A 19,176-nucleotide genomic window follows, 5' to 3' on the forward strand; every position below is an offset into this window, starting at 1 on the left:
ACACAACAAACCAATAATGCTCATCGGTAACTTGCACTGCAAGTTACCGATTTTTTATTTAATGACTCCCCACTAAATTAATCTGCAAAGCATATCCTTTATCGTTTTGTTAGCGGCTTGCAGTCGTATCAACATTTCCCCCTCTTGCAAAAGCTAAACCAGTATAAAAAGGAGCGCTTGATTGCACAGTTGACCCAAACATCGAACTGCGGATATTTTTTCAACCTAAACAAAGACTTGTTAGTTTTTTGTAGTCGATCTCTTACAAGCTTAGGGGAAATACACCAATAGTCATACTAAGGTCTAATACCGGACAATGGCATGATAGTTTTCCGGGCAGAGCGGCAATAATCGCTGTTTCTTTTTTTAGCTCGGGAGATGGACTTAGAAGTGTCGCCACATACGGCAAGGTGAACTTCTTGCTTTAGCCATTTTTGTATCGACATAAGCACAATGAATAACAACCCGAAATCCAAATTCAATTCAGAGAAACTGCTCAATTATGTTACTCATCTACTTATTTGTAGCGGTATCTTCTTACTATTAATGCTAGTGAGCCACTCGGTCATCGCGCAATCAGACGAAGATAATCAGATTACTATTGCCGTATTTGAAGACCACAGAGAGCAAGTTGTCTCTTCTCTACCTTACGGTTTGTCATGGAAGTTAATCGAAAAGGCGGCACAGGCTGAGGGCCTGGATTTGATTAAAATTGCCACCAACTGGCAGTCAGCCATCAATCGTCTCAAGGACCAACGTCTTGATGTCGTTTTTGGTGCGTTCAAAACACCAGAGCGAGCACAATGGGCCGACTTCACTCTCCCTTTGGCATCCGATGCCTCAGTATTGTTCAACAGTCCTGAAAGCCCAATACTGCATCTTGAAGATGTAGATTTCGAGCAGGAAGTTGTCGGAGTAATCTCTAACTCTACCCAGGAAAAGCTCGCTCAGAAATTAGGCTTTAAACACATATATCCAGCCAGCGAACGCAAAAACCTGGTAAAACTTTTAGAGTCAGGTCGAATCAATTATGTCATGATTGGTGAAAGCATCAGTAAACTCTATTGCGATTACACAACCCCTTGTTTACAACAGGTGGGACATCCCCTCGCCAACCAGCACAGTCGTGCCATGTCTGCAAAAGCCAACAACAAAGCCTCAAGCAAGCTTGAGCGGTTAAATCGAGGCTTGGCCCAAATCTACAGCAGTCGAGAAACACTATTGCTATTTCAAGAATACAGCTACTCACAAGACTACTTTGACGCCTGGAAAGGTAAAGTCGAGAACGAACTCGCTAGTCGATAAGCACCCGCACCTAAGTCGACAACCACAGTTATTGCATTCTTCGTTCTGTACTGTAGTGCATAAACTCACCGCCCCGTTTCACTGGCCCAACTGTTTCTCGCAGCCAATGTTAAAGTTGAGCAGTGCACTGCAGCAAACGCTTGTTGCTTTCGCTATTGTCAAATGGGCAAAAACTAAGCTAAGCTCATCATACCAGTACAATATTTCATCGGATAATTTACATGGCATTGCGCACCATAATTTTAGTTTTGCTCAGTTTATCTTTCATTACTGCCACTCAGGCAGCAGAAAAAATGAAGCTGGCGGCCCCCTTTTTCCCACCCTACACCTATTTCGATGTGGACGGTAATCTGGATGGTTTATGGATAAAACAACTGAACCCGGTGCTTCAAGATGCAGGTATCGAATTTATTGCCGTCAACACCCGTATGTCCCGTTTTTACTCATCCATCGCCACTGGCAAAGTACAATTAAGCGCAATCCCCAAAGGCGTACCTGGCATGGACAATGTCCTATTCAGTGAGCAACCCTTTGCTCGTTTTGACTTACGGGTATTCTGGCTGGACGACAGACCTGATATCGCCAATGTAAAACAACTAGCAAACCAACGTGTTGTGCTCACTAGAGGCTATAACTATGGCGGTTTTCTGGAAGAGGCTTTGTCTGAACAAGCGCGTCAAAATTTCCTGCAAGCCAAAACTAAAACCGAAGCCATTGAGTTACTTTTAAAAGGTGAAGCGGACTATGTGTTAGGTTACTGGGCGTTGATGGATTATCTGCAGAAAAACATGCCTGATGTGCAATTAAACAATAAAAAGATATCGGAAATCCCTATCTATTTTGTTATTCACAACAGTGCCGAAAATGCTGATGAGCTTATCAAACAATACGATAGTGCGTTTGCCAGGCAATAACAGGTTGTTTAAAAACCAGGGCTAAATTGCCCTGGTTTTTAGTGAATTAAATCGAATTCAGGATTTATCGCGGCGGATCAACGCGGTCATGGTGAGAGCCATTGACTCTAAACCAGCCAGCAATTGAAATTCGTTCTCTTTTGGCAGGCAGTACCTCATGGGGAAAGTCCTCGCTGAGAAATGCCACCACGGTTCCTAATCCCGGTATGACCTTGACACCCTCAACATCGTTTTCATTTGAGTACAACACCAGCTCTCCCCCGTCTTCATTTGTCCAGTTAGGATTCAAATATACCACCAAAGACAGGATCCGGTTTGAGTCACCTTTAAAGGCATCAACATGGCGTTTATAAAAGTCGTTTTCACCATAAATGGCGAAATGACTCTCAAAGGAAAACAACCCCAGATAAAGTCGCCGATTTAGATAAGTTTGCAATGCACCAGCCCATTGCAACCACATCTGCTCCGCCGTTGTCTTACCTGATATCCAACTTATTTCATCTCTGCGCACAAAACGATTGAGATTGTGAGCATCATCTCGCCCTATCCCGGCCACTTCAAATGCGGCTTTTTGCATGGCACATACCTGTTCGTGTAAACAGCTGGTTAAAGGAACAGGTAACGCAAAAGGATTGATACTAAACCCCTTTGTAGTGAGTTGTTGTGCAATCTGTTCAAACAATTCTTGGTTGGCTTCGCTCGCGTTAAAGCTTATTTCAAAGGCAGCACTCATTTGCAACTTTCCAGCACATACACAGATAAAGCGAAAACATCGCCAGAAAAAATTTTCATAGTGGTATTTGGCTAGTCTTTTCGGGCGGATTTAATATAGGACTTCACCGCCTTCAGGCTAGGAAAAGGTGGATACCCTTCCGAGCTCATCTCATCATTAATGGCTAGCAAAATTTGCTTATCGCTGGCATCTGTATCTTGCATAGCATCCATACAATAATCGTAAGCATCTCTGACGATTTCGACGTCGGGTTTTTCTCGTGTCATGGTCTTCATTTTTGACAATATATAACAAATAAAAATACCTCATCAGATGCCCCCGCCTTATGACAAGATACTGATGAATTTTCGCGAAACATAGATGGAATTAGCACATTTGAAAATCAAAAATTAATTGTGGTAACGATGAAAAATTTTTGATGATGAAAACATTTGACCTCATTATTCATAGACCAGGCGAGTATTAAATGAAATCTGACTATTGTTAAGTGACTAAATATCAGGTTAACGTATGCCTGTTACACGAAATCGGGCACAATAAAATTTAACCATGAAAATCGTTTTCACATTGTTATTGGTGCTTTCACTGTCTATCCCGACGTTAACTGCAGCGAAAAGTTCCTCAGCCCAAAGTTCTCTGAAGGAACGTCTCAAAGAGGCTTTTGATTACCTGCATGTGAAACCCATCGTCGCGCTTGAAATCATCCAAAATGCCGAGGATGAACTGAGCACCGCGGACAAAGCTTTGCAATTTGATGCCTGGCATACCGGACTGTGGGCAGGCGCGTATCTGGCAGACAAACAGGTGCTGAAAACCTATAGCGAACGGATCACCAATGCTTTTAATGAGGCTCAATCACCGCAACAGCAAAGTAAAATATTAAGAGCCATCAGCGTTCGACTATGGCATCTTGGCGACTATCAAACCTCTTTTCACTTTTCCCTCTGTAGCCTGCACAAAGCAGACGATATAGAGCGTATTTATTCCAGCGTTTTATCCATGGGTTTAAACAAGCGCATTAGTGATCTGGAAGAGGCGACACAGCTCTATCTTCTGGCGCTTGAAAACACTCAAAAGTCGCCGCATAAACGCTTTGAAGCGCCACTGAACAATAACCTTGGTGTTGTGGCATTGCAGCGAGACAAGTTTGCTGAGGCGTCATACTATTTTAGTAAGGCACTGACTATACGCGCTGAACAAAACCATCTTTCAGGGCAACTCCTCTCAGGTTTAAATCTGATGTTAAGCAGTATGTTTTTGCAAGACTGGCTGTCATTTGAACGCTTATCAACAAGAATGGGACGCCTGCTGAAAGTGCACCCCAACGAATTATTGGAGACCTATTACCAATGGATGATGTGGGTATTTAACCAGCGCCATTTCGAAAGCTATAGTCCACAACAAATGGCACAAAATGAGCGGCTCTTCAATAACATTGATAACGATTCATTGAAGACATCAGTAGCTAAAGCTGCCCGTTTTCTGGGATTTGTTCTGGACTACCAACCACCCAACAAAAATGCAGATCATCGCGAGTTGATGCAAACGTTTCAGTTTTGCGACTGGCAGGAAATTGAAGCGATGAGTTTTGAAGATACCCTTGCTTTGGTAAAGCAAAAGTTAAATCAATATACACCTGACCCGGCGGACGCGACTTTACTGAACTAAATTTGGCTCAATCGTCATTTTTCACGTATACCGTTTTGAGCACAGCTTGGTAATCTTGACTGAGTAACTGTCTGTCGCCCCCAAAAGATTGCGATACCTTTGAAAAGTCTAATTTGTGCCAGTTTTCATTGAGAATGAGATCCCGAACGAGAGGCAAGTTTTGCTCACTTAACGGTGCCATCCTCAGGCGCATTTGTGTGCCCAGTTGCTCAGCAAAATCATAACCATCGTGAAAATCACGGGTCAGCGCCAATACGATACCCGCCTCAAGAAAGTGTCCACCTACAGAGGTGACGTAACCAGATTGCCCCCAAGAGTTAATGGCACTCACAGACCAGTCAATTCCTCCTATGTGGTAATCATTGATGCCCTCATATCCACTCAATGTGTCTAATACCGCGCGTGCTATTTCGTCACTGGCACACCAGATAATTTTGGCGTCATTATAGCGATTGAATAACATACGTCCTTTTTGTAAGGCAGTTTCGTAGCGCCAGTCTGTATGCACCACTTGCTCCAACTTTGTGCCCATTTGATTGTCGATGTAGTCTCTCAGCCCCAAATTGCGCAGGAACGAAACCGAGGAATCACGTGAGCCAGAAACCGCCACTACCGAACGCATTGTATTCACATTAGTATTTTGGATAAGTTGCTCAGCCAACAAGTATCCCGCGTGATAATCATCGGGCATTGTATGACCAATCCAGTTTTTATAACGCTGACGAGGTAATCCAATGTCTTTTTTGTCCTTTTCCGGCACATCCACATTGCTGGCAAAAAGCTTAACGGGCGAACTTTCAAATTTTTCCACCAATTTTTGCGCTATATTGTGACGCATTAACGCCACCACATAATCGGTGTCATTGACATTTACGGCTTCTAACGAATTCAGGTAAGCGAATCTATCTAAACTTTCGGCATGTAAAATAGTGAGCTCGATATTGAGGTTATTAGCGGCCGCTTGCATGGTTTTGTTGTAGTGCATCCAAAACCCGACAGAAGGAGGATTGGGCGATAGAAAGGTAACCCGGATAGTATCTTTCTCTTTAGCGAAGCAAGTGGATGCCGTCGCAATAACAGCCAACAGCATTAGCAACAAGAATAAAACGGAAAACGGCTTTAGCATAAATCCATATCTGCAAATCCATTAATACAGACATGAAGTGTAGTAACAAAGGGAAATTTTGCTACTCAGCGCAAGATTTTGGCACTACTAATTCGATAAACAATTATCCGAAATTGTCATCAACGACAAACATCTTCCAATAGCTGCTCAGCTAACTCGTTAAGCACCTTAACATCGTTATTGCTTTGGGCAAAAACCCGAATACCGCTCAACCCCATCACCAGATAACTGGCTCGCTGAGAAGCATTGCGCTTGGAAGATATTTCACCATTGTCGATAGCGGTTTGCAAAATCTGCACAAAGCCCGCTTGCCAGGCAGCGATGTTTTGGCTGATCACCTGCTCAACTGCCTCGTTTAATTGCGACATTTCACTCATGGCTTTTTGTGACAAGCAAGCGCAGTGATTATCCACAGAGGTTACATCTTGAATAGTTTTGTCCAGGTAGGCTTTTAAGCCCGCCTTTACAGATTGAGCTTGCTGAAACAACTGCTGGAATTCAACACTGCGGTCCTTGCGATACTGCTCTAAGGCGCTCACCAATAAACCTTGCTTATTTTCGAAAGCACAATAGATTGAGCCCGGATGCAGTCCGGTAGCCTTTTTAAGATCCTGCATACTAGTATTGGCAAACCCCTTGCTAGCAAACAGGGCTATGGCATTGCGTAACACCTGCTCTTTGTCAAATTCCGCACTTCTCAAGGTTCAATTGTCCACTTTAGTTGGTCATAACGTTTGCGATTGTAATCTAATTTGAATAATCATTCAAAAATATACTTGAATGATCATTCAAAAAACCTTATCTTGAATGGGCATTCAAATTACAGCTCCAACAGAGAAAGAATTTATGACTGAAAACCTATTCCAACCCTTTGCACTTAATCAAGCGATTAAATTACAGAATCGCATTGCTATGGCTCCCCTCACCCGCTGCATGGCGGATGATGAATTGGTGCCCACGCAATTATCAGTGGATTATTATGCACGCCGAGCCGATACCGGTTTGATCATCACTGAAGCCACCATTATTCGTCCTGATGGACAGGGCTACCCCAATACACCGGGAATTTTTAGTCAGGCTCAAATTGACGGCTGGAAAAAAGTGACTGAGGCGGTGCACGCCAAAGGTGGTACTATTTTCCTCCAGCTCTGGCATTGTGGGCGTGTATCACACCCATTTTTCTACAAAGGCGAACACGTGTTAGCGCCATCGGCAGAAAAGGTAGAGGGAACTGTTCCGCGCATGCGAGAACTGGAGTATCAAGTACCCAAACCCGCCACCAAGGAAGAGATTGCACAGCTTGTAGCCGATTATGCTACTGCGGCAAAAAATGCCATACAAGCCGGGTTTGACGGTGTAGAAATTCATGGTGCCAATGGTTATTTGTTAGATCAGTTTTTACATCATGATGCCAACAAACGCGATGATGAGTTTGGTGGTAGCCCGGAAAACATGGCGCGTTTCCCGCTGCAAGTGGTGGATGCCATTATCGAACGCATCGGTGCAGAGCGTACCGCTTTACGTGTCTCTCCCGGGGCTTATTTTAACATGCAAGGACATCAGGAAGATCGCGCTGTTTTTGAATTTTTACTGAAGGAACTCAACAAGCGCGATTTAGCCTACTTACATCTCGGTTTATTCGATGACAGCATGCAATTTGATTATCTGGATGGCTCGGCGACAGATTTTGTGCGAAAACACTACGACAAAACGTTGATGGGTGTAGGCGGTTATAGCGCCGAAACCGGCAGTGAAGCAATCGCACAAGAGCGCTTTGATCTACTGGCAATTGGGCGACCTTTTATCGCTAATCCCGATTACATTGCCAAAGTGAAAAGTGGCGAAAGCCTGACGGAATACAACGAAACCATGTTGGCTGAACTATACTAAAAAATCGCATTTTTTATCGATTAAAACCAGGGCAAGTTTGCCCTGGTTTTTTATAATTTTCTATTCATGCACTGTCTAAAAAAGTAGCAAAATCCAGCAATTATTGCGGGAAAAACACTCGTTATTTAGCAAAACCTCAAGAACCGGTCAAAAAAATTGAAATGCCCGGTTTCCGAACTACACTAAATCCAATGGGGATCACCCCAGCGACAACAGTTCACAATTTTTTGTACCCAAAGCGTCATAAATAAGAGAGGCGGCATGAACTACTTTGTTACCGGTTTGACCGGTTTTATTGGACAACAATTTTTAGAATCATTAAGCAAAAGAGATGGAAAGATATTTGCGCTCGTCCGACCCGGATCAGTGAAAAAAATCGAGAAACTGCGCTTTGACCATGGCCTGACAGAAGAGCAACTGGTGGCCGTTCCCGGTGATTTAGGGCAAAGTCTGTGCGGTGTTAATCCGGACGATCTCGACAGCATTGATCATTTTTATCACCTCGGTGCTATTTACGACCTCACTGCAGATCAAGAACAGCAAAAAGAGGCCAACGTTACCGGTACCCGCGAAGCCATTGCATTAGCAGAGAAGCTAGGCGTTAAGTGCTTCCACCACATAAGCTCTATTGTAGCTGCGGGCTTCTTCCCCGGTGTTTTCAAAGAAAGTATGTTCGATGAGGCGGTAGGTGTTGAGCAAAATGCTTACTTCCAGACCAAACACGAGTCAGAGGGCTTGGTGCGCAACGAATGTAGTGTCCCCTGGCGGATTTATCGTCCGGGAATTGTTGTTGGTAACTCTAAAACAGGCTGGATCAACAAAATCGATGGCCCCTACTACTTCTTTAACCTGATCAATAGTATCTCTGAGTTAGTGCCTCGCTGGGTGCCATTACCTGTTTATCGCGGCAACGCCACCAACATAGTCCCGGTAGATTTTATTGCAGATGCGCTAGATCACATCAGCCACAAGCCGGATTTAGATGGTAAGTGTTTCCACTTGACCAACCCAGAGCCCATGACTTTTGGCAAAGTCATTAATAACTTCCTCAAGGCCGCTAAAGGCCCCACCATGAAGCTGGACATTCCCGCTGAACGATTGATGGATTTTGTGCCTGCTGGCCCACGTATGTTCTTGAAGAACAAAGCCATTGTGCAAGGTGTGAAAATGCAGGTTCTACAAAACCTGAAAATTCCCAAGGAAGTGATGCTGACCGAGCATCTCAACACCGAATACGACTGTACTAACACCCTAAAAGCACTAGAAGACAGCGATATTAGCTGCCCGCCACTGAAAACCTACGCTCGCCGTTTGTGGAACTATTGGGAACAAAATCTTAACCCTGAATACATGAAGCCCAACTACTTACCTGACGTAGTAGAGGGTAAAAATGTGCTTATCACGGGTGGTTCAGAAGGTATTGGTCGCGAAGTAGCAGACAACTGTGCCAAAGCAGGAGCTAAGGTTATCCTGGTGGCCAGAACCCAGGAAAAACTGGATGTTGCGGTTGAAGAAATCAGAGCTGCCGGTGGTGATGCCGTCAGTTACTCATGTGATTTGTCCGATTTGGATGCCTTGGATGATCTGGCAGAGAAAGTGCTTAAAGATCACGGCCATGTAGATATTCTCATCAACAATGCTGGCCGCTCGATTCGCCGCTCGTTAAAACTAACTTATGAACGCTTCCACGACTTTGAACGGGTAATGCAAATAAACTACTTCTCGGCAATTCGTCTTACCATGAACTTGTTGCCTTCAATGACGGCACGTAAATCCGGTCACGTTGTGAACATTTCCACCATTGCAGCTATGAGTTCCGGTAGCCCCAGATTCTCTTCTTATACTGCATCGAAGAGTGCACTGGATGCCTGGTCTAATACCGCCGCATTCGAATATGCGTCAGATAATATTCATTTTACCAACGTACACATGCCATTGGTGCGCACTAAGATGATTGCCGCTACTACGCAATATCAAAGTGTTAACGTGCTAACCACGGAACAGGCGGGTAAACTGGTGAATAGCGCCATGATTAATCGCCCAGCCGAGGTGAATACCTTAACGGGTACCATTATCAGACTATTGGGTATTTTGGCTCCTCAGCTCAATCACCTGGTATTTTCTACTCTGTACCAGCTCACTGATGATTCAGAAGCGGCCAAAGCTTCTGCTGCAGCGAAACCCGTGCCGGAAGATAAGGATGCTATCGCCGACAAAGCAATGGACGCTCTTAACCGTCTGAAGCTGGACAAAGAGGTTCTGGAAGCCGTGGACAACCTGTTACGCGGTTATCACACTTAAGCATTATTCTGCTGCTCAGAAACTGCAAAAGGTGTTGTCGCAAGGCAACACCTTTTTTGTTTGCGTTTTCAGATGTTTAACAACCGGGGCAAAAAAAACCTAACAGTTCAACACAAAACACCAGGGCTAAATTACCCTAATAATTAAAGCCAAAAAACCAGGGCTAATTAGCCCTGGTATTACCAGCTCAATGGCAACAAAAAATCAGGCATGTATTCTGTGTAATTGTGCCTGCAATTAATTCTTAAATGTCATAAACACTTGCTAAACTTATTAAATTTTATATTTCGAGAAAAATAAACATGGCTTTAGATAACCACCCTATGTGGCGTGCACCGCAACATCACATGGACGCCGAGCACGCTCACGATCACGTACACTGGGTAGAGTTGTTTTATGACCTTATTCACGTCGTGATCATCTTTTTACTGGGGAACTATCTTAGTCACCACTTAACAGTGGAAGGTTTTTTCATATTTGCAGGACTTTTCACCGCCGTCTGGTTTGCCTGGGCAGATTCCAGTGTTTTTAACTCTTTATATGTGAGTACCGATTTTAAGCACCGGCTGATTATGTCCAGCCAAATCATTACCGCGATGGTGATGGCGGCTTCGATTCCCCATATCCACGATAAGGGCTGGATGTTCTTTGCATTGGGTTACGCAGCCAATCGAGCAATTACCGCGTTCCTGTACCACAGAACAGAGCGTTTAGGAGTGGAAGAATCCATTCTCTCCCGCAAAACCAGCCGCAATTTTGCGCTACTTGCACTGGTATTTGCCATCAGTGCATTCATCCCGGCGCCCTACAGTTATATGCTTTTTGCTGCGGGTATCGTCACCATTCAACTACAATACATGTTGCCCAAAGTGGGTTTACTGGAACTGGATCGCTTCTTGCCCCGACTAGGCCACATGTCAGAGCGTTTCGCCTTGTTAATGCTGATAGTCGTCGGTGAAGGCTTTTTCAAACTGGTGGTTACCCTCTCTGAAAAGGGTATTTATAAAACCAACTATGAAGTGCTCAGCAATTTCATGTTCGGCGGCATATCCGTGTTTGTGCTTTGCTGGATTTACTTTGATTTTGCCGGTAACGGAAAACCCAAAGACACCAAAAAATCCACACTGGTTAGTTGGTGGCTGGGACACTTAGTGTTGATGTTGTGTGCCATTATGGTGGGCGTTGCGCTTGCTGGTGAAGTTAAAGTGGGATTCTGGGACCCCTACCCTTATAAATATGCGGTGATTGGTTGCCTGGGTTTGGCGGGCTATTTAATGGCGTTACTTTGGATCCAATACAATATCGAACATCGTGTCGCACATCGCTTTGCCACGGCTAAAATCAGAATGTTGGGTGTCGCATTGGCTTTAATTACCTTATTCGTTGTGCCCCACGTCCCGGCACTGGTGGGTAACCTGCTGTGGGGTAGCGCGTTGATATCACAAATTGCTATTCCTTTAACCAGAGCCTATCTGACACTGTCTAAGGAAGAAGCCACCAGCGCAGAACAAGAAGAAGCCGTTCAGGCATGCGTTACTCTGCCGCAGAATGACGACTGAGTTTGATTGCCTTTTTACAGTGTGGGCACGTAATCGATGTGCCCAACACCAGAGTTCGGTTTTTGATTAACTGCTCTAAATCGTCTCGACTCAAATCCAACTGCTCTGCCAGCTGATCTAAATCCGCGCGCTCACTTTTTGACACATATCCGTCGCTCAGCGCATTATCAACTTCAGCTTCCAGTTGCTGTTTACGTAAACGCAACTCGTCACCAAATTTAGCGGCCAGCATGGCCGCGGGCAACGCCACAATCCCAACGCCCAATAGCATAATGAACATTGCGATAAATTTGCCAAACACAGTCACAGGCACAACATCACCATAACCGACAGTGGTCATAGTCACGACTGCCCACCACATCGCGCTGGGGATGCTGCCAAACACCTCTGGCTGAGCCTGGTGCTCAATGGCATACATTATACTGGCTGACATAACCACCAACACCATTACCGTAAAAATCGCGGCCCCAATGGTGGGCAGTTCTTTGCGTAACACGCAAACAAACATATCCAGGCCTTTAAAATAGTGGGTGAGCTTTAGCAAGCGAAGCATGCGTAACATACGTAGATAGCGCAAATCAATGTTAATAAAGAAGGTGAGATAAAATGGTGCAATCGCCAGAAAATCAACTAATGCAACGGCACTAAACATATAGCGCAGTCGGGTTTTAATGGGTTGACTGGCATCCGCACCGGGCGCTTCCACACATACCCAAACACGCGCCAGGTACTCAATGGTGAAGATCACAACAGAAAATACATTGAAAGCGTAAAAGCCATAGGCATATTGCTGGCCAAATGCCTGATGTGATTCAAGGATGACAGCAATCACGTTCGCAACAATCAGCACAATAATAAAACTGCCCAGCAGTTTATTGGCCAGAGAACGACTCAAATCTTTTTCTAACAGGTTGTAGGTTTTCTGGCGCAAACTCATTTTCATTCCGATTTATTATTCTAAACATCCACACCCATACACTATGGGAGTTACAGAAACGGTAATCAAAAATAGTGGAATTGGAAAGCGCACATCACTGAATTTTCACAAGATGCGTCAACCAGGGCTAAATCGCCCCAATTTAAAATACAAAAATTCCAGGGCAAAATTGCCCTGGAATTTTCAATTGCTTTTATCAAGGTGCCTGGCTTCCTCAATACTGGTGCATCCCTCTGATGGGATAATTATTGTCAGGGTTACGGATCCACCCTAGCCCATTCACCAATGCCTGCAATTCAGGTCGAACGAAAGGATTGTTAGAGATATCCACCACCTGCACTTTGCCTTCCTGATTTACCACAAATAAACCCGGCTCGGCAAAAGGATGATCGGTTTCCTGTTCCGAGCGCGGCTCGGAAATATAAACACCTAATTGTTTCATCTGTTCCACTTTCAATCCGTATGCTAATGGAAAAGACACCTGCAACTTTTCCAAATGACTTTGCAACTGCTCAGCACTGTCTCCAGAAACGGCCACCAGATCCACTTTGATGTCTTTCAGTGCGGCCAGATATTGCTCTGCGACATTGAGATACTTAGTACAAAGTGGACAGTGACGCCCTCGATAAACGATTACCATGCGCCAGTCAGCATCCTGACCAGGCTTGCCCAGCTCAACCTCTTCACCAGACAAAAGCCTGGCTTTTAATTCAGGAAACTGACTACCGGGATGGATCTTTTGTGAATAACTCATCTCACTCATAATGTATTACTCCAATAATGTATTAGAAGTACTGATTCAGGTGTGCTTCAAAGCGCGCAAAATCTTGTTCCACTTCGGCATTCTTCATCACATCAAAACAGCTAAATGTAGGTAATGGCTGCATGGCAAAGAATTTAAAATTCATATGCATCGGAAAGAACAGATCATCCACCGATTTACCTTCGAAAAACTCATCCGCCACATTGAAAGACTCAGCAGGAGCATTAAAGGTCAGCGACAGCATGTATTTAGTGCCATCTAATGCGCCACCGCGTCCGTAATTGGCTTTGGGTTGCTCCGCATTGCGCCCATCACCATGGCATAAAGCTCCGCCCATACCAGCGGTGTACACCTCGTCCATGTACTTTTTAAAAGACCAGGGGACCCCCATCCAGTTCACCGGGGTTTGCAATATCACCACATCTGCCCACTGATGATTTGCCAGTTCGGCCTCAACATCAAAGTCCCCTTCAGTTTTAGCCACCCGAACTTCGTAGCCTTTGCCCATCAAGAGAGTTTGTGCCTTATCTACCAAGGTAGCGTTCAACTTACCCTGTGCAAATGGGTAGTGATGGTGGGCATTAATAATCAAAACATTGCTCATAATCTTATTCCTCAAGTCTCGAAATTCATTTGACAATATTTTATTATCCAGATTACCTTTATCAACCAGTATACTTTTGGTAACCACTGTTATTTTAACGAGTGAAATGATGGAAAGTTCAGTAAAAACAGATAGTAAAGGCCGGAAAATTGTTTTAAATAGTTGTCTGGAGCCCTGCGCCATCGAACAAGGCATGCGCCTGATTGGTGGTAAATGGACAGGCTCCATTTTGTACCACCTGAAAGACGGACCGGTGCGCTTTAATGACTTAACTCGTATGTTGGGCGGTGCCAGTAAAAAAATGATCGGCCAACGGCTCAAAGAATTGGAAGAGCGCGACATGGTCACCAGGGAGCTGATTTCTGAGCGTCCCATTGCTGTAAATTATCAACTCACCGAATTCGGTCGCTCGGCTTTGGATATTCTGGATAATATCCGTATCTGGTCTGAATCCCATCAACTCAGCACGCGAAATACCTAAAAGTAGATCGTACAAAAGTGTCCGCTGCGGACACTTTTTGTGTCCGCGGACAGTTTTCACATTCCAAAAAAAACAAATTACTTATATTTTTCAATAACTTAAAACCTGGCACGCTACTGGCTTTATTCCATGAGAGATTTACCGAAGGAATGAAACCATGTTGCTTTTACAGTTTTTTACCACACCACTGACTATCCTGGCCTTCGCTTTTTGCGTAGCGGTTTACGACGATTACCTGGCTTTAAAAAGAGGTGATAAATAATGACGAACCAAGGGATGCATACTGGCGGTAATGACACCAAGATTCGCGATACTGGTGCACAGGATGTGGTCATGAATACGACGCCACGCAGGAAAAAAATAAAGCTGCTGTTCACTGCCGCTGTTTTAGTAATTGCTGGAGTTTCAGCCAATGCCTTTATTAACAGCAGTGATGCCAGTATCTCAATGGCGCGCTCGGCAGTGCAAATAGCAACTGTAGAACGCGGTGTATTAATGCGAGATATCGTGGCCACCGGCCGAGTGGTTGCCGCCAATGCACCACAACTTTATAGCCCGGAAAAAGGCTTTGTGAATCTGCAAGTGAAAGCTGGGGAAGATGTGATACAGGGTCAAATAGTGGCCACGGTAGAAAGCCCGGAGCTGGACAACCAACTCAAACAAGAACGTTCGGAGTTGGCCAGATTAGAAGGTGAATTTGCGCGCCAGGAGCTGGATACCCGTCGTCAGACCCTCACCATCACTAAACAGGCGGATCTGGCCAAATTGGACCTGGTGGCCGCCGACAGAGAACATCGCCGTGCTCAGCTTTCCATTAAAGACCACCTCATCAATCAAATTGATTTAGAAAAGGCCAAAGACGAATTGGCACGGGCACAAGTTACCTTCAAACACGCCGAACAAGAAGTAGAGCTGGCCAAAGATACCCTCGCCTTTGAACTGGAATCGGTGCGCAATACCATTGAACGCCAGCGCCTGGTGGTTTCAGAACTTGAGCGTCAGGTTGAGGCACTCACCATTAAAGCCAGTGTCAATGGCATGGTGGGTAGTCTTTTTGTACAAGACAGAGCGCTGGTTGCCGCAAACGATACCTTAATGACGTTAGTGGATTTGAGTGCTTATGAAGCTGAAATCAATGTACCAGAAAGTTACGCCAATGATTTAGGCCTGGGTATGGATGTTGAACTGAAACTGGCTAACCGTACGGTAACAGGCAGCCTTTCTGCCATTTCTCCAGAAGTGACGGAGCGCCAGGTTACCGCGAGAGTCAAGTTTGACCACGATGCCAGTATGAACATCCGCCAGAATCAACAACTGTCCGCTCGCGTGTTACTGGAGCAGCGCCAGGATGTGCTGAAAGTGCGTCGCGGCAGCTTTACCCAAGCTGGCGGCTTTGTGGCCTATCGCCTGGATGGTGATGTGGCGCGCCGCATCGATATTCGCATCGGCGCCACCAGCATGCGGGAAGTGGAATTGCTAAGCGGCGTGCAGCCAGGCGACCAACTGATCATCTCTAATTACGACGAATTCGCACAAGCGCCAGCCATCTTGCTGCGCTAAAACCAGATAAATTACAAGACAGAACAAAGAAGGAACAGATTATGTTAACCATGCAAAACATCAGTAAAATGTATCAAACTGAAATGGTACAAACGCATGCTTTAAAAGATTTTAACCTGGACGTTGCCGAAGGTGAGTTTATTGCTGTAACCGGCCCCTCTGGCTCAGGTAAAACTACCTTTTTGAATATCGCTGGTATGTTGGAGCCTTTCACTGGTGGTACATATACTCTGGATGGCGTGGATGTTGGCAGTCTGTCTGACAATGCCAGAGCTGACTTACGCAACCAGAAAATCGGCTTTATCTTCCAGGGCTTCAACCTGATCCCCGACCTAAACCTATACGAAAACGTGGAAGTGCCACTGCGCTATCGCGGTATAAAATCCGCTGAACGCAAGCGTCGCATCGAAAAATGCTTGGAGCAAGTTGGCCTTGCCAGTCGCGCCAAGCATCTACCACAGCAGTTATCCGGCGGTCAGCAACAACGTGTGGCCATCGCCCGTGCCCTGGCGGGTGAACCACGCTTTTTGCTGGCCGACGAACCCACTGGTAACTTGGACAGCTTAATGGCGCGTCAGGTAATGGAGTTGCTGGAACAAATCAATCGCGATGGCGCCACCATTATCATGGTAACTCACGATCCTGAACTGGCCCGTCGTGCGCCGCGCAACGTGCAGATTGTGGATGGCCAGATGGCAGATATCACCCTGTATCAACGTAATGGTGTAGAGCCAATGCAGAAAGTCGCGGGAGCTTAAGATGTTTTTACATTACCTTGATTTAAGTTGGCGCAGCTTTAAGCGCACACCAGTAGTCAGCGCCTTAATGGTGCTGGCTGTGGCAGTGGGCATTGGTGTTACCATGACCAGCCTGTCGGTATACCACATGATGTCGATGGACCCTATTCCGGAAAAAAGTCGCAGTTTGTTTCATGTGCAGTTGCAAACCATGGAGGGCGAAGGAACCCGTCGCGGTTCGCCAGACGGCCTGCCCTATCAGCTCACTTATCAGGATGTGATGGCACTAACTGAAGCCCCTATTCCTGAGCGTAAAATCCCAAGCATGAAAGCGGGTTTCTCAGTACACATGAATAGCCCAGAGGTAAAACCTTTCATTGAGCTGGCACGCATGACTAATCGCGAAGTGTTTGACATGTTCAATCTGGAGTTCGTCTATGGCGGCCCTTGGTCTTTGGAACAGCAAGAAAACGCTGCACCTGTGGTGGTGATCAACGAAGAAATCAACAATCGCCTGTTCGGCGGCGAAAACTCAGTGGGCAAGATGATCTATCTGGACAACCGCAGTTATGTTGTTACCGGTGTAATGAAACAGTGGAACATCAATATTAAATTTTACGATGTTAACAATGGTGCCTTCCATGATGCCGAGCAGTTATTTTTGCCTTTCTCTCTGATTGCCGCGTTTGAGATTGATACCTGGGGTAATACCAATGGCTGGAAACACGAGGACACCAGCACCTTCCAGAAAAAAATGCAGTCGGAAGAAATGTGGCTGCAGTTTTGGGTAGAACTCAACAGCGAGCAGGAAAAGCGTGAATACGGTGAATACCTGATGGCTTATATGCAGGAGCAGCAAAAGCTGGGGCGTTTTGACCGTGAAGAATTGCAATACGCATTGCGTGACGTCATCGAAACCATGGAATATCGGGAAGTGGTATCAGAAGACAACCGCATTCTTGTTGGGCTGAGCTTTATGTTTTTAGCGGTGTGCCTTGCCAACATTCTTGGCTTGCTCTTAGCTAAATTCCTACGCCGTGCACCGGAAGTGGGCGTGCGTCGTGCCTTGGGTGCCAGTAAAAGACAAGTATTCTATCAGCACCTGGTGGAAGTATCCTTACTGGGGTTAATGGGCGGTATTGTGGGTATTGGTATCTCACAACTGGGGCTATGGGGCGTGCGACTGACGCAAGATTATTACACCGACCTGGCCACTATGGACCTCAGCATGTTGCTGGCAGCACCAGCCATTGCCATAAGCGCCTGTATTGTCGCTGGTTTATATCCCGCTTGGTTAGTTTGCAGAACCACACCTGCAACCTACCTGAAAACTCAATAGGAGCACGACAACATGTCAGAATTAAAACCCATTTTTAACGCCCTGTTGCGCTCTAAAGCGGGCGCCCTGATGTTACTGTTTCAAATCGCCATTACCACTGCGATCGTCAGTAATGCCGCATTCATTATTTATGACCGCATGACCTATCTGAATCAAGATACCGGTTATCCTGAAGATGAAGTGTTTTATTTCAGAGTTACCAGCTTTGCAGAGAACGCTGATTACAATCAACAGATTGAACTGGATGAAACCCTGCTGCGCAATATTCCGGGCGTTATCAATGCCGCCCATTTTACTGCCGTGCCTTTGTCTGGTAGCGGCTCCAGTTCCGGCTTCAGTATCGTTCCTGCACCAGAGGATGGCCGTTCAGCAAACGCAGCCTATACCATGGCGGATCACAATGCGATTGATACCTTGGGTGTCAAATTGATTGCAGGGCGTAACTTTACCGAAGAAGACGTGGTGCACACTCAGAACTACGACAAGTTGCCTACTGTTGCTATCGTAACCAAAGCCTGGGCTGACGAACTATTCCCGGATGAAGATCCGTTAGGTAAAACCTTCTATGTAGGCGCAGACCCAGCCAAAATCATCGGTATTGTAGAGCATATGATGTCACCGTGGCCCAATAGCAGCGTGGCAGAAAAAGTAGTTATCTTCCCAATGGTTAACGGTACAGCACGACAGAAGTTTATTGTGCGCGCCCACGCCAGTGAACGGGCCGCCATTATGCGTCAGGTGGAAGATTTGTTATTGCAAGAAAACAATCAACGAGTGATCACTTCCTTGCAAGGACTAGACGAAGCCAAAGCAGAATATAACGCTTCCGATACATTGATGTTGCGCATGTTGCTGGTGTTAATTGTGGTACTGGTTTCTGTTACCGCACTAGGTATCTTTGGTTTAACGCTGTTCAATATCAGTAAACGCACCAAACAAATCGGAACGCGCCGTGCCATCGGTGCCCGCAAATCCGACATCATCCGTTATTTTCTATTGGAAAATACCATGGTGTGCGTCGGTGGATTAGTGGTTGGCTGCATAGGTGCAATACTGGTGGCTCAGCAGCTGATGCAGTTGTACTCATTGCCAGCATTAGATTATGCCTACGTGGCAGGTACTGCGGTATTTGTATTGCTGATCAGCTTGTTAGCGGTTATTGTACCTGCCAAACGCGCGGCCAATATTTCACCGAGTATTGCGACCCGCAGTATCTGATAAACCGTCAGTCGTAGCGCCAACGCTCGCTGGCGCTACTC

Annotated in this window: 18 protein-coding genes; 11 read left to right on the plus strand and 7 right to left on the minus strand. The window is 45.6% G+C overall.

Going from position 1 to position 19,176, the window contains the following annotated elements:
- Nucleotides 1–453 precede the first annotated feature (453 nt).
- Together AABA75_RS13520 and AABA75_RS13525 are read left to right on the plus strand one after the other, a co-directional pair.
- The gene (locus AABA75_RS13520) at nt 454–1,305 is read left to right on the plus strand and encodes a substrate-binding periplasmic protein (RefSeq protein ID WP_338293138.1); all 852 of its coding nucleotides are present in this window, start codon (nt 454–456) and stop codon (nt 1,303–1,305) included.
- Nucleotides 1,306–1,526: 221 nt separating this feature from the next.
- Nucleotides 1,527–2,219, plus strand: a complete 693-nt coding sequence (locus AABA75_RS13525) for a substrate-binding periplasmic protein (RefSeq protein ID WP_338293139.1) — start codon at nt 1,527–1,529, stop codon at nt 2,217–2,219.
- Between the two features lie 64 nt (nt 2,220–2,283).
- On the opposite strand, the gene AABA75_RS13530 is transcribed toward AABA75_RS13525, so the two are convergent.
- Both AABA75_RS13530 and AABA75_RS13535 read right to left on the minus strand, forming a co-directional pair.
- Nucleotides 2,284–2,952 carry a 2OG-Fe(II) oxygenase gene (locus AABA75_RS13530; RefSeq protein ID WP_338293140.1) on the minus strand — a complete coding sequence of 223 codons (669 nt, stop codon included), beginning with the start codon at nt 2,950–2,952 and terminating at the stop codon, nt 2,284–2,286.
- 71 nt (nt 2,953–3,023) lie between these two features.
- Complete coding sequence (locus tag AABA75_RS13535) at nt 3,024–3,218, minus strand: hypothetical protein (protein ID WP_338293141.1); 195 nt, start codon at nt 3,216–3,218, stop codon at nt 3,024–3,026.
- A gap of 283 nt (nt 3,219–3,501) precedes the next feature.
- Here AABA75_RS13535 and AABA75_RS13540 point away from each other — a divergent pair, with 283 nt between their 5' ends.
- Nucleotides 3,502–4,620 (plus strand): hypothetical protein, encoded by a 1,119-nt coding sequence (locus AABA75_RS13540; RefSeq protein WP_338293142.1) that lies wholly within the window; start codon nt 3,502–3,504, stop codon nt 4,618–4,620.
- Nucleotides 4,621–4,627: 7 nt separating this feature from the next.
- Here the strand turns inward: AABA75_RS13540 and AABA75_RS13545 are convergent, their stop codons facing one another.
- Nucleotides 4,628–5,746, minus strand: coding sequence for an ABC transporter substrate-binding protein (locus tag AABA75_RS13545; RefSeq protein WP_338293143.1), 1,119 nt, complete (start codon nt 5,744–5,746; stop codon nt 4,628–4,630).
- A gap of 119 nt (nt 5,747–5,865) precedes the next feature.
- Nucleotides 5,866–6,447 carry a TetR/AcrR family transcriptional regulator gene (locus AABA75_RS13550; RefSeq protein WP_338293144.1) on the minus strand — a complete coding sequence of 194 codons (582 nt, stop codon included), beginning with the start codon at nt 6,445–6,447 and terminating at the stop codon, nt 5,866–5,868.
- A gap of 145 nt (nt 6,448–6,592) precedes the next feature.
- On the opposite strand from AABA75_RS13550, the gene AABA75_RS13555 reads away from it, so the two are divergent.
- The 3 genes from AABA75_RS13555 to AABA75_RS13565 all read left to right on the plus strand — a co-directional run bounded on the left by AABA75_RS13555 (nt 6,593) and on the right by AABA75_RS13565 (nt 11,496).
- Nucleotides 6,593–7,636: an alkene reductase gene (locus AABA75_RS13555; protein WP_338293145.1), complete on the plus strand. Its 1,044-nt coding sequence runs from the start codon at nt 6,593–6,595 to the stop codon at nt 7,634–7,636.
- Nucleotides 7,637–7,897: 261 nt separating this feature from the next.
- The gene (locus tag AABA75_RS13560; RefSeq protein WP_338293146.1) at nt 7,898–9,937 is read left to right on the plus strand and encodes an SDR family oxidoreductase; all 2,040 of its coding nucleotides are present in this window, start codon (nt 7,898–7,900) and stop codon (nt 9,935–9,937) included.
- Between the two features lie 302 nt (nt 9,938–10,239).
- Nucleotides 10,240–11,496 (plus strand): low temperature requirement protein A, encoded by a 1,257-nt coding sequence (locus AABA75_RS13565; protein ID WP_338293147.1) that lies wholly within the window; start codon nt 10,240–10,242, stop codon nt 11,494–11,496.
- Here AABA75_RS13565 and AABA75_RS13570 read toward each other — a convergent pair.
- The 3 genes from AABA75_RS13570 to AABA75_RS13580 all read right to left on the minus strand — a co-directional run bounded on the left by AABA75_RS13570 (nt 11,471) and on the right by AABA75_RS13580 (nt 13,800).
- Nucleotides 11,471–12,433: an ion transporter gene (locus AABA75_RS13570; protein ID WP_338293148.1), complete on the minus strand. Its 963-nt coding sequence runs from the start codon at nt 12,431–12,433 to the stop codon at nt 11,471–11,473. The genes AABA75_RS13565 and AABA75_RS13570 overlap by 26 nt on opposite strands.
- Before the next feature lie 214 nt (nt 12,434–12,647).
- The gene (locus AABA75_RS13575; RefSeq protein ID WP_338293149.1) at nt 12,648–13,196 is read right to left on the minus strand and encodes a redoxin domain-containing protein; all 549 of its coding nucleotides are present in this window, start codon (nt 13,194–13,196) and stop codon (nt 12,648–12,650) included.
- A gap of 22 nt (nt 13,197–13,218) precedes the next feature.
- The gene (locus AABA75_RS13580) at nt 13,219–13,800 is read right to left on the minus strand and encodes an NAD(P)H-dependent oxidoreductase (protein WP_338293150.1); all 582 of its coding nucleotides are present in this window, start codon (nt 13,798–13,800) and stop codon (nt 13,219–13,221) included.
- Nucleotides 13,801–13,909: 109 nt separating this feature from the next.
- On the opposite strand from AABA75_RS13580, the gene AABA75_RS13585 reads away from it, so the two are divergent.
- The 5 genes from AABA75_RS13585 to AABA75_RS13605 all read left to right on the plus strand — a co-directional run bounded on the left by AABA75_RS13585 (nt 13,910) and on the right by AABA75_RS13605 (nt 19,135).
- Nucleotides 13,910–14,281: a winged helix-turn-helix transcriptional regulator gene (locus AABA75_RS13585; RefSeq protein WP_338294856.1), complete on the plus strand. Its 372-nt coding sequence runs from the start codon at nt 13,910–13,912 to the stop codon at nt 14,279–14,281.
- Nucleotides 14,282–14,542: 261 nt separating this feature from the next.
- Nucleotides 14,543–15,841: an efflux RND transporter periplasmic adaptor subunit gene (locus tag AABA75_RS13590; RefSeq protein ID WP_425325579.1), complete on the plus strand. Its 1,299-nt coding sequence runs from the start codon at nt 14,543–14,545 to the stop codon at nt 15,839–15,841.
- A gap of 41 nt (nt 15,842–15,882) precedes the next feature.
- Nucleotides 15,883–16,599: an ABC transporter ATP-binding protein gene (locus tag AABA75_RS13595; protein ID WP_338293151.1), complete on the plus strand. Its 717-nt coding sequence runs from the start codon at nt 15,883–15,885 to the stop codon at nt 16,597–16,599.
- A gap of 1 nt (nt 16,600) precedes the next feature.
- Entirely contained in the window at nt 16,601–17,917 is a 1,317-nt protein-coding gene (locus tag AABA75_RS13600) for an ABC transporter permease (protein WP_338293152.1), read from the plus strand.
- A gap of 12 nt (nt 17,918–17,929) precedes the next feature.
- Entirely contained in the window at nt 17,930–19,135 is a 1,206-nt protein-coding gene (locus tag AABA75_RS13605) for an ABC transporter permease (protein WP_338293153.1), read from the plus strand.
- The last annotated feature ends 41 nt before the right edge of the window (nt 19,136–19,176 follow it).

The sequence above is a fragment of the Planctobacterium marinum genome, assembly GCF_036322805.1.
Lineage (GTDB): Bacteria > Pseudomonadota > Gammaproteobacteria > Enterobacterales > Alteromonadaceae > Planctobacterium > Planctobacterium marinum_A.

Bases quoted from the DNA above. Each gene is read 5' to 3' on its own strand.
- AABA75_RS13605 (WP_338293153.1), top strand. From the start codon at position 17,930: ATGTCAGAATTAAAACCCATTTTTAACGCCCTGTTGCGCTCTAAAGCG.
- AABA75_RS13600 (WP_338293152.1), top strand. From the start codon at position 16,601: ATGTTTTTACATTACCTTGATTTAAGTTGGCGCAGCTTTAAGCGCACA.
- AABA75_RS13535 (WP_338293141.1), bottom strand. From the start codon at position 3,218: ATGACACGAGAAAAACCCGACGTCGAAATCGTCAGAGATGCTTACGAT.
- AABA75_RS13555 (WP_338293145.1), top strand. From the start codon at position 6,593: ATGACTGAAAACCTATTCCAACCCTTTGCACTTAATCAAGCGATTAAA.
- AABA75_RS13560 (WP_338293146.1), top strand. From the start codon at position 7,898: ATGAACTACTTTGTTACCGGTTTGACCGGTTTTATTGGACAACAATTT.
- AABA75_RS13540 (WP_338293142.1), top strand. From the start codon at position 3,502: ATGAAAATCGTTTTCACATTGTTATTGGTGCTTTCACTGTCTATCCCG.
- AABA75_RS13575 (WP_338293149.1), bottom strand. From the start codon at position 13,196: ATGAGTGAGATGAGTTATTCACAAAAGATCCATCCCGGTAGTCAGTTT.
- AABA75_RS13545 (WP_338293143.1), bottom strand. From the start codon at position 5,746: ATGCTAAAGCCGTTTTCCGTTTTATTCTTGTTGCTAATGCTGTTGGCT.
- AABA75_RS13585 (WP_338294856.1), top strand. From the start codon at position 13,910: ATGGAAAGTTCAGTAAAAACAGATAGTAAAGGCCGGAAAATTGTTTTA.
- AABA75_RS13525 (WP_338293139.1), top strand. From the start codon at position 1,527: ATGGCATTGCGCACCATAATTTTAGTTTTGCTCAGTTTATCTTTCATT.
- AABA75_RS13570 (WP_338293148.1), bottom strand. From the start codon at position 12,433: ATGAGTTTGCGCCAGAAAACCTACAACCTGTTAGAAAAAGATTTGAGT.
- AABA75_RS13580 (WP_338293150.1), bottom strand. From the start codon at position 13,800: ATGAGCAATGTTTTGATTATTAATGCCCACCATCACTACCCATTTGCA.
- AABA75_RS13565 (WP_338293147.1), top strand. From the start codon at position 10,240: ATGGCTTTAGATAACCACCCTATGTGGCGTGCACCGCAACATCACATG.
- AABA75_RS13530 (WP_338293140.1), bottom strand. From the start codon at position 2,952: ATGAGTGCTGCCTTTGAAATAAGCTTTAACGCGAGCGAAGCCAACCAA.
- AABA75_RS13590 (WP_425325579.1), top strand. From the start codon at position 14,543: ATGACGAACCAAGGGATGCATACTGGCGGTAATGACACCAAGATTCGC.
- AABA75_RS13520 (WP_338293138.1), top strand. From the start codon at position 454: ATGAATAACAACCCGAAATCCAAATTCAATTCAGAGAAACTGCTCAAT.
- AABA75_RS13595 (WP_338293151.1), top strand. From the start codon at position 15,883: ATGTTAACCATGCAAAACATCAGTAAAATGTATCAAACTGAAATGGTA.